Source organism: Agrobacterium sp. V1 (genome assembly GCF_030518355.1).
In the GTDB taxonomy this organism is placed as follows: Bacteria; Pseudomonadota; Alphaproteobacteria; order Rhizobiales; family Rhizobiaceae; genus Agrobacterium; species Agrobacterium cucumeris.
In genome coordinates this window covers 34,512-47,222 of record NZ_JAULSF010000001.1, presented here as the reverse complement: position 1 = coordinate 47,222, position 12,711 = coordinate 34,512, and the positions used below count along the sequence as shown (strand labels likewise).

Annotated in this window: 13 protein-coding genes; 4 read left to right on the top strand and 9 right to left on the bottom strand. The window is 59.0% G+C overall.

Annotated elements, in window-relative coordinates; all coding sequences use genetic code 11:
- The first annotated feature begins 6 nt into the window (after positions 1 to 6).
- The gene (gene dapE, locus QSV77_RS00230) at positions 7 to 1,203 is read left to right on the top strand and encodes a succinyl-diaminopimelate desuccinylase (RefSeq protein WP_142840938.1); all 1,197 of its coding nucleotides are present in this window, start codon (positions 7 to 9) and stop codon (positions 1,201 to 1,203) included.
- Positions 1,187 to 1,783, top strand: a complete 597-nt coding sequence (locus tag QSV77_RS00225) for a hypothetical protein (protein ID WP_302732023.1) — start codon at positions 1,187 to 1,189, stop codon at positions 1,781 to 1,783. Before dapE ends, QSV77_RS00225 begins: the two co-directional genes overlap by 17 nt.
- Positions 1,784 to 1,804: 21 nt before the next feature.
- On the opposite strand, the gene truA is transcribed toward QSV77_RS00225, so the two are convergent.
- From truA to def, 3 genes are read right to left on the bottom strand one after another with little or no spacing between them, the layout of a single operon-like run.
- Positions 1,805 to 2,605 (bottom strand): tRNA pseudouridine(38-40) synthase TruA, encoded by an 801-nt coding sequence (gene truA, locus QSV77_RS00220; protein ID WP_271360613.1) that lies wholly within the window; start codon positions 2,603 to 2,605, stop codon positions 1,805 to 1,807.
- Positions 2,605 to 3,540, bottom strand: a complete 936-nt coding sequence (gene fmt, locus QSV77_RS00215) for a methionyl-tRNA formyltransferase (protein WP_302732020.1) — start codon at positions 3,538 to 3,540, stop codon at positions 2,605 to 2,607. Before fmt ends, truA begins: the two co-directional genes overlap by 1 nt.
- Positions 3,541 to 3,590: 50 nt before the next feature.
- Entirely contained in the window at positions 3,591 to 4,103 is a 513-nt protein-coding gene (gene def / locus QSV77_RS00210; RefSeq protein ID WP_302732018.1) for a peptide deformylase, read from the bottom strand.
- 149 nt (positions 4,104 to 4,252) lie between these two features.
- Here def and QSV77_RS00205 point away from each other — a divergent pair, with 149 nt between their 5' ends.
- On the top strand, positions 4,253 to 5,446 hold the full coding sequence (locus QSV77_RS00205) for a DNA recombination protein RmuC (protein WP_302732016.1): 1,194 nt from the start codon (positions 4,253 to 4,255) through the stop codon (positions 5,444 to 5,446).
- 53 nt (positions 5,447 to 5,499) lie between these two features.
- Positions 5,500 to 6,399 carry a ribokinase gene (locus tag QSV77_RS00200; RefSeq protein ID WP_302732014.1) on the top strand — a complete coding sequence of 300 codons (900 nt, stop codon included), beginning with the start codon at positions 5,500 to 5,502 and terminating at the stop codon, positions 6,397 to 6,399.
- A gap of 12 nt (positions 6,400 to 6,411) precedes the next feature.
- Here QSV77_RS00200 and trmB read toward each other — a convergent pair whose 3' ends face one another.
- The 6 genes from trmB to ybeY all read right to left on the bottom strand — a co-directional run bounded on the left by trmB (position 6,412) and on the right by ybeY (position 12,706).
- Positions 6,412 to 7,110 (bottom strand): tRNA (guanosine(46)-N7)-methyltransferase TrmB, encoded by a 699-nt coding sequence (trmB, locus tag QSV77_RS00195; protein WP_302732012.1) that lies wholly within the window; start codon positions 7,108 to 7,110, stop codon positions 6,412 to 6,414.
- Between the two features lie 112 nt (positions 7,111 to 7,222).
- Positions 7,223 to 8,485 carry a methionine adenosyltransferase gene (metK, locus tag QSV77_RS00190; protein ID WP_142840930.1) on the bottom strand — a complete coding sequence of 421 codons (1,263 nt, stop codon included), beginning with the start codon at positions 8,483 to 8,485 and terminating at the stop codon, positions 7,223 to 7,225.
- Between the two features lie 188 nt (positions 8,486 to 8,673).
- Positions 8,674 to 9,093 carry a helix-turn-helix domain-containing protein gene (locus QSV77_RS00185; RefSeq protein ID WP_046799453.1) on the bottom strand — a complete coding sequence of 140 codons (420 nt, stop codon included), beginning with the start codon at positions 9,091 to 9,093 and terminating at the stop codon, positions 8,674 to 8,676.
- 132 nt (positions 9,094 to 9,225) lie between these two features.
- Complete coding sequence (lnt, locus tag QSV77_RS00180; protein WP_302732008.1) at positions 9,226 to 10,815, bottom strand: apolipoprotein N-acyltransferase; 1,590 nt, start codon at positions 10,813 to 10,815, stop codon at positions 9,226 to 9,228.
- Between the two features lie 223 nt (positions 10,816 to 11,038).
- Positions 11,039 to 12,184, bottom strand: coding sequence for a hemolysin family protein (locus tag QSV77_RS00175; RefSeq protein WP_142840928.1), 1,146 nt, complete (start codon positions 12,182 to 12,184; stop codon positions 11,039 to 11,041).
- 15 nt (positions 12,185 to 12,199) lie between these two features.
- Positions 12,200 to 12,706: an rRNA maturation RNase YbeY gene (gene ybeY / locus QSV77_RS00170; RefSeq protein ID WP_302732006.1), complete on the bottom strand. Its 507-nt coding sequence runs from the start codon at positions 12,704 to 12,706 to the stop codon at positions 12,200 to 12,202.
- Positions 12,707 to 12,711: the final 5 nt, after the last annotated feature.

Here is a 12,711-nt window from a genome sequence, read left to right as displayed (position 1 = left end):
GATACCATGACCACGACCGATCCCGTTGCCAATCTCGCCGCCCTCATCCGTTGCCCATCGGTGACGCCTGCGGAAGGCGGCGCGCTTTCCCTGCTCGACAGCCTGCTTTCGCCGCTTGGCTTTGCGGTTGAAAGGATGATTGCAAGCGAGGCGGGAACGCCTGACGTGGAAAACCTCTATGCCCGGCTCGGCACCGAAGGTCCGCATCTGATGTTTGCGGGCCATACGGATGTCGTTCCCGTGGGTGACGAGGCCGCATGGAGCCATCCACCCTTCTCGGCAGAGATTGCCGGCGGGGAAATGTACGGTCGCGGTGCGGTGGATATGAAGGGCGGTATCGCCTGTTTCGTCGCGGCCATTGCCCGCCATATCGAAAAACACGGCAAACCGCAGGGCTCCGTTTCCTTCCTGATTACCGGCGACGAGGAAGGCCCGTCAATCAACGGCACCTCCAAGCTGCTGGAATGGGCGGCCGCCAAAGGCGAGACATGGGATGCCTGTGTGGTGGGGGAGCCGACCAATCCCGACCAGCTGGGCGACATGATCAAGATCGGTCGTCGCGGATCGCTTTCCGGCCGGATAACGGTGCATGGCGTTCAGGGCCATGCCGCCTACCCGCATCTCGCGGACAACCCCATTCGCGGGCTGCTGCAGCTGACCCATGCGTTGATGCATCCGCCCTTCGATCACGGTACGGATAATTTCCAGCCCTCCAATCTGGAAGTCACCACCGTCGATACCGGCAATGCCGCCACAAATGTCATCCCCTCACGGGCGACGGCGGCCTTCAACATTCGTTTCAACGATACCTGGACAGCCGAAAGCCTGCGGGCAGAGATCATCCGCCGTCTGGATGCGGCTGCCACCGAAGGTGAGCTTCGCCCTGACCGCAGCCCGGTCAAATACGAGATCGTCTGGGCGGACCGACCGGCCCACGTTTTCCTGACGCGCAACAATGCGCTCATCTCGTCGCTGTCAGGCGCTGTCGAGGCCGTTACCGGCAAGGAGCCGAAACTTTCGACCACCGGCGGCACCTCGGATGCCCGCTTCATCAAGGATTATTGCCCGGTGGTGGAATTCGGCCTCGTCGGACAAACGATGCATATGGTCGATGAGCGTGTGGCGGTTGCCGATCTCGAGACACTGACGCGCATCTACGAAACCTTTATCGAACGCTGGTTCGCCCATGCCGACGGCAAGTGAAATAAGGCTTTATCTGAAGGGCCTGTGGCTGCTGCTGCTCGGCGACCATACCGGTGCGCGTTATCTGGATCTCTCCGAGCGTGGCATGGCACGATCCTTCTATTCTGCCCTCTGGTGCCTGCCCGCCATGCTGGTTTCCTGGCTGTGGCTGCGCGCGGCCTTCCTCGCCGGATGTCCACCAGGCACCGAAACCGGGCTGATCTTCTTTTTCCGTCTGGCGATGGTCGAAGCCATCTGCTGGATCGTGCCGCTGCTGCTGATCGGCATGCTGCTGTTCGCCTTCGGCGCACGGGAAAAATTCGCGCCGCTGGTCACCACCATGAACTGGCTGTCGCTGCCGTTTTCCTACGCCTATGCCGTTCTGATCCTGATCGCGTTCTTCCTGCCGCCCTTGCAGGGGCTGATCGCCATTCTGTGGCTGGCGCTGCTTCTGTCGCTGGTCTTCGCCTTTTCGCGGATCGTGCGGTTCTTCATCCGTGACCAGTCGCTACTCGTCTCCGCCATCGTCATGACGCTGCTGGTGCCGGGCATGCTTCTGTCGGAGGCGCTGCAGCGTTTTCTTGGCGTCTACCCGGCTTGATAGTCGACACTGACTTCTGGGTCAGTCCGCGTCTTCCACGGTCTCGACTTTTGAATGCACACGCGGCGGAATGACATCAGGATAATCGACCTGCATGAAATAAAGGCCGTCCGGCGGAGCGACAGGGCCGCAGGCCTTGCGATCCCGTGCTTCCAGTGCCGCGCGCACATCCTCCGGTGTCATGGCGCCTTCACCGGCCATTTTCAGCGTACCGGCGAAAGAGCGAATCTGGTTATGCAGGAAACTCTGCGCCGTCGCGCGGATTTCGATGAGGTCGCCGTTGCGCGTGACATCCAGCCGGTCGAGTGTCCGGATCGGGCTGTTCGCCTGGCAATGAACCGAGCGAAAGGTGGTGAAATCATGCCGGCCGACAAGCATCTGCGCAGCCGCATGCATACGCTCATGGTCCATGTCTTTCGAGACCCACCATGCACGTTTGTGTTCCAGCGCCAGCCGAGCCTTCCGGCAAATGATGCGATAGAGATAATGGCGGCGGGTGGCGGAAAAACGGGCGTCGAAATCTTCCGTTACGGCTGCGACGTCCAGAACCGAGACGGCCTCCTTCGCCATCGCCAGATGGGCGTTCAACGCATTGCGAAGCTTGTAAGGCTCCCAGTCGCGAGAAAGATCGGCATGGGCCACCTGTCCGACGGCATGTACGCCGGAATCGGTACGGCCCGCACCGCGAATGGAAACGGTTTCCCCTGTCAGCGACCGGACAGCAGCCTCCAGCGCGCCTTGAACCGACGGGCCGTTATCCTGTCTTTGCCAGCCGAAATAGGGTGAACCGTCATATTCGACGGTCATGCGGAAGCGTGGCATCAGCCGAGCCTCGTTGTGACGGGAACGGGGGTGCCACGAACGAAATCTGCGGCCGACATCGGCTTGCCGCCCGCCTTTTGCAGGCGAGTGAGCCGAACGGCATCGCTGCCGCAGGCGATGGTGAGGGCGTCGTCCAGCACGGTGCCCGCTTCTCCCATGCCACTTGCCAGCTCAGAGGCCAGAACCTTCACGCGCTCGGCCTTGCCGCCAATATCCATTTCCAGCCATGCACCGGGAAACGGCGAAAGGCCGCGAATATGGTTATGGACATCCTGTGCAGGGCGGGAGAAATCGATGCGGGTCTCACCCTTATCGATCTTCGACGCGTAAACAACACCCTCTTCGGCCTGTGCGACAAGTGGCAGGTCGTCTGCTTCCAGCCTGTCCATCGCCTGCCGCATCAGCCGCGCGCCTGCGAGCATAAGACTGTCGTGCAACTCGCCGGCTGTCATATTCTCGCCGATCGCGACCTTTGCGGTCAGCGCTACGGGGCCGGTATCGAGCCCCTTTTCCATTTTCATGACCATCATGCCGGTCTCGTCATCGCCGGCCATGATCGCCCGCTGGATGGGAGCCGCACCCCGCCAGCGCGGCAGCAGGGAGGCGTGGCCATTATAGCAGCCAAGGCGCGTGCCGGTTAGGATCGCTTCAGGCAACAGCAACCCGTAAGCCACGACAACCGCCACATCTGCGTTGAAGTCCCGGAACTGCTGGCGATCTTCCTCGGCCTTGAAGTTCACGGGCGTCAGCACGGGCAGGCCCAGAAGTTCGGCCGCCTGATGCACGGGAGACTTCTGCAGATCGAGACCACGACGACCGCCGGGACGCGGCGGCTGCGTATAAACGGCAACGACCTCGTGACCCGCTTCCACCAATGCACGCAAGGTGGGAACGGAAAAATCCGGCGTGCCCATGAAGATGATGCGAAGAGACATCGTCGCCCCCTGCCCTTTGTGCCCTTCCGTCTCCAGACAAGGAGGACGGATCAGACCTTTGCGCGGGCCGCTTTGGTGAATTTCTTGATGACCATGTCGCGTTTCAGCCGCGAAATATGGTCGATGAACAGAACACCGTTCAGGTGATCGATCTCATGCTGCAGGCACGTGGCGAGAAGCCCGTCCGCCTCGACGGTCTGCTGCTTGCCGTCACGACCGACATAGCGCACCGTCAGCGCCGCTGGGCGCTCGACTTCGGCGTAATAATCGGGAATGGAGAGGCAGCCTTCCTCATAGGTCGAAATATCGTCCGACACCTTGAGGATTTCCGGGTTGATGAAGACGACGGGGGTCTTTTCCTCGCCTTCACGCGCAACGTCAATCACCAGCATACGGCGCGCCACGCCGACCTGGATGGCGGCAAGGCCAATGCCCGGCGCATCATACATGGTTTCCAGCATGTCATCGGCAAGGCGCAGCACCTCGGCATCCACCTGTTCGATGGATTTCGATTGCTGGCGCAGCACGGGATCGGGCAAAATGATAAGCGGTTTGATAGTCATGGCTTCCCATAACGTATCTCTTGCACGGAGGAAATAAAAAATACGAGCGGTCAAACCGCGCCGGGCTTCCGCTCTCCCGGACTCATTTCCGCCGCAGGAATGTTCTTGTTTTGATCTTACGAATCACAAGAAATCTGCTAGATTTAATCATGAGCATAGATTTATCCGTTCTCCTCGATCCGGCATTGCGGGCCGGTTCCGTCGATATCAGCTTCGGCGCACTGCTCGCGGCTCTGCTTTGCGGTCTGGCGATTACATGGCTGGTCACAACGAACCGCGTGAAAAGAGCGGGAGCGGATGGAGAAATCTCCGACCTTCTGAAAACCCAGTCCGAACTGCACGGCCGGATTGCCGCCATGGCGGAGACGCTTGGCACACGCCAGACCGAGATGAGCCAGACGCTCAATCAGCGTCTCGACGGCATGTCGCAGCGGCTGGGCGAAACGCTGACGGAGCAGACCCGATCAACGCATGAAAATCTGAGCCGTCTTCAGGAGCGCTTGGCGGTCATCGATGCCGCACAGGGCAATATTCAGGATCTGGCCAAGGATGTGGTCGGGCTGCAGGCGATCCTTTCCAACAAGCAGACGCGAGGCGCCTTCGGACAGGCACGCATGGAGGCGCTGATTGCCGATGCACTTCCCGCAGGTGCGTTCCAGCTTCAGCCCACACTTTCGAACGGTTACCGGCCGGACTGCACCATCAAGATGCCGAATAACGCGCCGCCGCTTGTCATCGACGCCAAGTTTCCGCTGGAAGCCTGGAACGCACTGAAAGCAGATGAGTCGCCGGAAGCGAAGCGCGCCGCCATTCAGCAGTTCCGGCGCGATATGGAAGTGCACATTCGCGACGTGGCCGAGAAATACCTCATCCGCGGCGAGACGCAGGATACGGCCTTCATCTTCGTGCCGTCCGAATCGATCTTCGCCGATATTCACCAGCATTTCGAATATCTGGTGCAGCGCGCCCATCGGGCTCGCGTCGTCATCGTATCGCCGTCCCTTCTGATGCTGTCAGTGCAGGTCATCCAGTCGGTGCTGAAAGATCAGCGCATGCGCGAGCAGGCGCATCTCATTCAAGGCGAAGTGGCGTTGCTGATGGACGATGTGCGGCGCCTAGACGACCGGACGCGCAAGCTGCAGGCCCATTTTGGGCTGGCGCAGAAGGACGTCGACATGATGCTGATTTCCTCCGACAAGGTCTTGGCGCGCGGCCAAAAAATTGAGGGCCTCGATTTTTCGCCGACAGAAAAAGAAGCTGCACATGGGGAAATCGAGCAGGCCCGCCGCTTTGCGGATAACAGAGCCGGTGCGGCCAAATTGCGGGTAGTTGACGACGAGTGATCGTCTCGGGCAAAGTCGCCGTCTCGCTTGAATTTCATACGGACATGCCGCCCATGATTACTATTTTCGGCTCCATCAACATGGATCTCATCGCCACCGCCAAACGTCTTCCAAAACCCGGTGAAACCGTGACGGGAGAGAGCTTCTCCACCGCGGCGGGCGGAAAGGGAGCCAATCAGGCGCTTGCCGCAAAGCGGGCGGGCGCCACGGTCAAAATGGCGGGTGCGGCAGGTGACGATACGTTTGCCGCACCGGCGCTGACATTGTTGCGTGATGCCGGCACCGACCTCTCGCTCGTCAAGACCGCGCCGGGCCCGACCGGTACGGCGATGATCCTTATCGGTGAAGGCGGAGAGAACATGATCTCGGTCATTCCCGCCGCCAATGGCGAAGTGTCGGCATCCGACGCCGCCAAGGTCGTGGCGGAGATGGCGGAGGGCGATATTCTGATGCTGCAGTTCGAAATACCCGCATCCGCCATCGAAGCGGCGCTAACGGCCGCAAAGGCGAAGCGCGTCACCACCGTCATCAATACTGCGCCGCTGACCGCAGACGGACCGCGCCTTGCCGGCCTTGCAGATATCGTCATCGCCAACGAAACCGAGTTCGAATTGCTGATCGGCAAGAACGGGCTTTCCGGTTTGGAGCGGGAAAACGAACTCAAGGCCTTACATGAAAAAACCGGCCAGACATTGATCGTCACGCTTGGAGCGGATGGCGTGATCGCCATTCGCAACAGCAAGCTTTACCGGGCCGCCGGTCTGAAGATCGTACCCGTCGATACGGTTGGCGCAGGCGATACGTTCTGCGGTTATCTCGCTGCCAGCCTCGATCAGGGGATGGATTTCGAAAAGGCGCTGAAGCGTGCCGCCGTCGCAGGTTCGCTTGCCTGCACCCGCGCCGGCGCCCAGCCTTCCATTCCGCTTGCCGCAGAAGTGGATGCGAATATCTGAGACTTCAGCCGCTCAGCGACGAATAAAGGTGAGATAGGCCGAGCTGCGGCCTTCTCTTTTCGCCTTGTTCTCATAACGCGTGCCCGGCCAGTTGGCATAGGGCGTGCGCCAGTCGTCAGCGCTCGTCGCCGTCCACTCAAAACCGCCATGGCGAGCGCAATGCTGCAGCGTCCAGTTGACGTAGGTGTCGATATCCGAAGCGAAGCAGAACTTGCCGCCGGGTTTCAGCACCCTGTGGAAGCGGGCAAGATTGACGTCGGACACGAAACGGCGCTTCCAGTGCTTTTTCTTCGGCCAGGGATCGGGGTAAAGAAGATCAATGTGATCGATCGACCCTTCCGGCAGCCAGTCCAGCAATTGCGTCGCGTCATCATCGTAAAGGCGGATATTCATCAACTCGCGTTCGCGCACGGTTGCGAGCAGCTTGGCCATGGAATTGACGAAGGGCTCGACGCCGATAAAGCCTGTCTCGGGGTTTTCAACCGCGCGATGGGCAAGATGCTCGCCGCCACCGAAACCGATCTCCAGACGAACCGATCTCACATCCGCAGGAAAGAGAGCCGCCAGATTTTGCGGCGGTGTGCTCCCCAGATCGATTTTCAGCAAAGGCAGCAGGTTTTCGATTGTGTCGACCTGCTGATTGCGCAAAGGCTTGCCCTTGCGTCTGCCAAAAAACGCTTCCGTTGCGCGCGAACGCCGTTCTTCCGTCATGTCATACTCTCAAGAACAAATAGATTTAACCCGCACAGCGCCAGATGAATGGCACTATGCGGGTTACAAAAGTTGGTGACGGTATCTCTCAATCCCCGCCAAATAACAAGTGTTAGGCGCTCAAAGCTTCCTTGAGCGGCTTCACCAGATCAAGCTTCTCCCAGGAGAAGGAGCCGTCACGGCCGGCCTTGCGACCGAAATGGCCGTAGGAGGACGTCTTGGCGTAGATCGGCTTGTTAAGATCGAGATGACGGCGGATGCCCGAGGGCGAGAGGTCCATGACCTTGCGGATCGCACCTTCAACCTGATCTTCGCTGACCTTGCCCGTGCCGTGCAGATCGACATAGATCGACAGCGGCTGGGCGATGCCGATAGCGTAGGAGATCTGGATTGTGCAGCGCTCGGCCAAACCGGCAGCCACAACGTTCTTGGCAAGGTAGCGGGCGGCATAGGCGGCGGAACGGTCGACCTTGGTCGTGTCCTTGCCGGAGAATGCACCGCCACCATGGGGGGCAGCACCGCCATAGGTGTCGACGATGATCTTGCGGCCGGTCAGGCCGGCATCGCCATCAGGACCACCGATGACGAACTTGCCCGTCGGGTTGATGTACCACTGGCAATCGTCAGCGATCTTCAGGTCGCCCAGAGCTTCGCGGATATAGGGTTCGACAACGGCGCGAACCTTCTTCGAATCCCAGCTTGCATCGAGATGCTGCGTGGACAGAACGATGGATACGGCTTCCGAAGCCTTGCCATCGACGTAACGAACCGTCACCTGGCTCTTGGCATCAGGGCCGAGCTTTGCCGCTTCGCCTTCGCCGCTCTTGCGGGCGGTGGCGAGCAGCTGCAGGATACGGTGCGAATAATAGATCGGGGCCGGCATCAGGTCCGGCGTTTCCTTGCAGGCGTAACCGAACATGATGCCCTGGTCGCCGGCACCTTCGTCACCCTGCTTGTCGGAAGCATTGTCGACGCCCTGCGCGATGTCTGCCGACTGCGGATGCAGGAGAACATCGATCTTGGCGGTCTTCCAGTGGAAACCATCCTGCTCGTAGCCGATGTCGCGGATTGCCTTGCGGGCCGCGGACTTGAACTTGGAAGGATTGATGACCGGGTGGCCGGAGGCGTCCTTGACGACCTTGCCGTCCTTGTCCTTCTTCAGCAGGGTATCGGGAACCCGAACCTCACCGGCGATGACGACGCGGTTGGTCGTCGCAAGCGTCTCGCATGCGATGCGCACGGTCCAGGGGTCAACACCCGTCTTGGACGCTTCACGATAAATGAGATCGACGATTTCATCGGAAATACGGTCACAAACCTTGTCCGGATGACCTTCGGCCACGGACTCGCTGGTGAACAGGTAATTGGCACGCATGCGGGATTCCCCTCAAAGAACGGTCTTCGAGTTTGTTAGTCATTTCGGCCACGAAAAACAAGGACACAACCACATAAATATATCTTTATGTGAGAATTCCTTTCTAATCCGGCACAAAAAAACGGCCCTTGCGGACCGTTGAGTGTCCGGCGCCCTTGCCGGAAATTATGGGCATCAACTGTGGAGACTTACTCCGCGTCTCCTTCGGCGGCGAGCGCCTTGACAAGATCAACGAGACGACGGCGGACCTTGGGATCGGCGATCTTCACAAAAGCGCGGTTCAGCTGCAAACCTTCAGCCGAGGACAGGAAGTCAACCACGTAATTGGAGCTGGAGGCTTCCGCCATGCCGGTCGCGCCGCCAACCTGATCACCGGGAGCATCTTCGAAAAAGAAGGACACCGGAACGTTGAGGATCGCGGAAATATTCTGAAGGCGGCTCGCACCGACGCGGTTCGTGCCCTTTTCATATTTCTGGATTTGCTGAAAGGTAATTCCAAGGCTTTCGCCCAGCTTTTCCTGGCTCATGCCGAGCATGGTTCTGCGAAGACGAATTCGGCTTCCGACATGAATGTCGATGGGGTTAGGCTTTTTCTTATTCTCGGTCATCATGCGGTCCTGACACTCGGAAAGGGTTGATATCTCGCTTCATTACTATTCGAATAAATGAGCTGCATTTCGACAGCGTCTAAACTTGTTTTACGACTGACGTATTCACTATGCAATTGCGGGAGTTCCCGGTCAATTCTGACGCCGAGCAAAACTCCAGGCAGGAAATACCGCAACGATTAGCATGATTGAAAAAATCAACCAGAAATACGTCCGATGTGTGTCGTAAGTAAATGCGTCGTTTGCCCCACCACTCAAAGTGGCGTCAACAATGCCAACCCGACCGTAATCCAACCCGGCAATAATGCGACCATAGGGGTCGATGACAGCCGAAATTCCGGTATTGGCGCCGCGAATCACCGGCACGCCCGTTTCAACCGCACGGACTCTTGCCTGCAAAAAGTGCTGATAGGGGCCAGGCGTGTCGCCGAACCAGCCATCATTTGTCACGTTCAGAATTGCTGCCGAACCCGACAGACCCGGCGTCATCTCACCCGGAAAAATGATCTCGTAACAGATCAGGGGATAAAAGGTCTTGCCGGACGGCAACGTCAGGGGCGTGCGCGACGAGGCGGCCGAAAAACCACCCGGCAGGCTGATGACATTGTCGATGCCGAACTCCCGCAAAATGCCTTCGAAGGGGACGTATTCGCCAAAGGGCGTCAGGTGAACCTTGTCGCTTGCGGCGAGGATTTCGCCCTGGCTGTCGATCGCATAGACGGAATTGTAATAACGTGGTGGCCGACCGGCACCCTGATCTTCCATTCTGACAGCGCCGGTGAACAGGATTTGTCCATCCTCCAGCGTTTTTGCGATTTCCGCCAAAGCATCCGGGTTCTGCGTCAGGATGAAGGGCACGGAGGTTTCCGGCCATACGACGATATCAGGGCGCTTTTTCCCTTCGCCGGGCGGTAGCGCCGTCAGCCGCAGATGTTCACCGAAAATCTCCGCACGGTCAGCGTTCAGCATTTTGCGGGACTGGTCTATGGACGGCTGTACGATCCTGACCGTCAGTGCGTCCTGCGACGTTTCCACCGGTGTCTGAAGGCGATAGAAGCCATACCCAAAATGGCCGGCCAGCAGCAGGCCCGCCAGAGCGAGGCCCGGCCACATGCCTTTTTTCGTGCCGATCAGGGCCGGCGCGGCGAAAATGAACACGGCAAGCGTGGTGACGCTGAAAAGCCCTAGCAGATGCGCGGACTGCATCATGACCGGAATGGGCATGATGCCGTAGCCGATGGCGTTCCAGGGAAAACCGGTCGCAACAAAACTGCGCAGCCATTCAAACAGGCCGAATGCGACGGCAAGGGCGGCGATACGGCCAAGACCATCCGACCAGACGATGTTGGCCGCAGCGACTGCAAAACCATAAAACAGCGCAAGAAGAGCCGGAAGGCCGATGATGGCGAGCGGCAGTGCCCAGGCGAATTCGTCTGCCTCCAGCAAAAGAGCATTACCCAGCCACCAAAGGCCCGCCACGAAATAGCCGAAGCCGAAACACCAGCCGATGCCGAAAGCGGGCAGGATGCGGCTGAAGACGCCGCCGCCGGGCTTGCCGGTGCAGCCGTCCACCAGCCAGACAAGCAGGGTGAAGGAGAAAAACAGCGCCGCGAAAAAACCGAATGGAGGCAAAGCCAGCGCACCAACCGCGCCTGCGGCAATCGCCATCACTGCTCGGCTTTTGCCACCGGCCAGCATTACCCTGCCTGCAAGACGCTCCATGCCATCTCCGTTTTATGCGCGTCCGGAAAAGACCGCTCCCGGCAAGGCGGCGCCGCGGAATTTTCCCTCAGACCCGGAGTAACGGAAAAAAGATTCGCAGTCCACAGGAGTGGAGGACGCCCTGATGACCGGGCGTGTTTTTCGTCGGACCCTAGAAGCATCAGAAGCGGTCAAATCGATATTGAAGCAGTGAACCGACGGGTATTATCCCGTCGGATCCTGTTCAGTCGGCATTCTGCTGGTGCGTGATAAGGCGCACATCCGGCGCGGGCAGCGCAATCACCTCATTGGCATGAGCGTCGCCTGGCGCGCGATCATCCTGCCCTTCCGAGCCGTGATTGCGGACAATGCGAACACCCTTGATGCGCCGTGTATCCGCATCGAGAATCTGGAATTCGAAACCGGGCACGGCCCTGACCACCTCGCCCTTGGCCGGAATACGGCCGAGCGCAAAGAAGATAAGCCCACCGAGCGTATCGATTTCCTCCAGATGTTCGCGGACATCGAATTCCGGCCCGATCGCCTCGGCAAGCTCGGTGAGTTCGGCGCGGGCATCGGCCACAAGCACGTCGGGGGACAGGCGCGAAAACATCGCTTCGTCCTTGTCGTGCTCGTCATCAATGTCACCAACGACCATCTCGACGATATCCTCGTGGCTGACGAGACCGTCGGTGCCACCATATTCATCGATCACGAGAGCGAGCTGAGTTCTCTGGGCCTGCATTGTCTTCAAGAGATCGGAGGCCAGCATCGAGGGCGGCGCGAACAGAATTTTACGTACCAGCCCGGCATCGGCAACCGTCTGCTCCAGATCGACCCGCGCCAGATCGAAATTCGGGCGCGGCGAACGCGGCGCTTTCGCTTCGCCATAAGCGACGCTGCGCGATCCCGCCCGGCGCTTGTTGCGGGCCTGCTTTGCGACGTACGCCAAGAGATCGCGAATGTGGATCATGCCCTTCGGGTCATCCAGCGTTTCGTCATAGACCGGCATGCGCGAGCGCCCGGTTTCCTCAAAGAGGATCAGCGCCTCGCCGATTGTCATGTTCTGATCGAGACCGTCAATATCGACCCGCGGGATCATGATATCTTCGACCCTAACCTCACGGAAACGCAGGATATTGTTCAACATCGCCCGTTCTTCGGGCGAAAAGGCGGCACCGATTTCGGTGTCATCCATCAGCGCGTCGGTCAAATCCTCGCGCAGGCGCTCGCCTTGAGACGGTCTCAGCAACCGCGCGATGCGCGACCAGATCGTCGATCTCGGCTTTGCGTTGTAGTCTTGACGTAAATGACTACTGCCCTCTTCCGAGGAGGACTGCTCGCCGTTTTCTCTGCCCTCATTGGCAGGTCGTGCAGAATGTTCGTTCATGGCTCCAGACAATATTCAAAGCGGTTCCTGACCCGCGTATGGATCAGATAGGCCAAGCACCGCCAAAATGCGAGTCTCAAGCGACTCCATTTCTTCCGCTTCTTCCTCGTCCATGTGGTCATAACCAAACAAATGCAGGAACCCATGAACGAGCAGATGGGTCAGATGATCCTCGAAACTCTTGTCAAGTTCAAGGGCCTCGCGCTCAACCGTCTCGCGCGCGATGACGATATCGCCCAGCATCGGGCCGGGCATACCGCCCGGTTCCAGCGAAAAAGCGGGGAAAGACAAGACATTGGTCGCCTTGTCCTTGTCGCGCCACTCGGCATTGATTTCCCGAATATTCTCATCATCGGTAAAGACCAGCGACAGCTCCACCGGCATTTTCGGGAAGGGTTGTTCCTCTTCCCGCTTCAGAAAATCGACCGCCGCGTCCAGCACCTTGGTGGCAAAGGCAGCCAAGTCCTCTTCCGAGGACCAACCTTCGGCCTCGACGCTGATTTGAATATCCAGAGCTGTCATTGTCT

What these genes read in the sequence shown, in the direction of transcription:
- trmB (WP_302732012.1), bottom strand. Translation starts at nt 7,110, where the DNA reads ATGACGGAAGAACGGCGTTCGCGCGCAACGGAAGCGTTTTTTGGCAGA.
- dapE (WP_142840938.1), top strand. Translation starts at nt 7, where the DNA reads ATGACCACGACCGATCCCGTTGCCAATCTCGCCGCCCTCATCCGTTGC.
- fmt (WP_302732020.1), bottom strand. Translation starts at nt 3,540, where the DNA reads ATGTCTCTTCGCATCATCTTCATGGGCACGCCGGATTTTTCCGTTCCC.
- lnt (WP_302732008.1), bottom strand. Translation starts at nt 10,815, where the DNA reads ATGGAGCGTCTTGCAGGCAGGGTAATGCTGGCCGGTGGCAAAAGCCGA.
- QSV77_RS00205 (WP_302732016.1), top strand. Translation starts at nt 4,253, where the DNA reads ATGAGCATAGATTTATCCGTTCTCCTCGATCCGGCATTGCGGGCCGGT.
- truA (WP_271360613.1), bottom strand. Translation starts at nt 2,605, where the DNA reads ATGCCACGCTTCCGCATGACCGTCGAATATGACGGTTCACCCTATTTC.
- ybeY (WP_302732006.1), bottom strand. Translation starts at nt 12,706, where the DNA reads ATGACAGCTCTGGATATTCAAATCAGCGTCGAGGCCGAAGGTTGGTCC.
- def (WP_302732018.1), bottom strand. Translation starts at nt 4,103, where the DNA reads ATGACTATCAAACCGCTTATCATTTTGCCCGATCCCGTGCTGCGCCAG.
- QSV77_RS00185 (WP_046799453.1), bottom strand. Translation starts at nt 9,093, where the DNA reads ATGACCGAGAATAAGAAAAAGCCTAACCCCATCGACATTCATGTCGGA.
- QSV77_RS00225 (WP_302732023.1), top strand. Translation starts at nt 1,187, where the DNA reads ATGCCGACGGCAAGTGAAATAAGGCTTTATCTGAAGGGCCTGTGGCTG.
- metK (WP_142840930.1), bottom strand. Translation starts at nt 8,485, where the DNA reads ATGCGTGCCAATTACCTGTTCACCAGCGAGTCCGTGGCCGAAGGTCAT.
- QSV77_RS00175 (WP_142840928.1), bottom strand. Translation starts at nt 12,184, where the DNA reads ATGAACGAACATTCTGCACGACCTGCCAATGAGGGCAGAGAAAACGGC.
- QSV77_RS00200 (WP_302732014.1), top strand. Translation starts at nt 5,500, where the DNA reads ATGATTACTATTTTCGGCTCCATCAACATGGATCTCATCGCCACCGCC.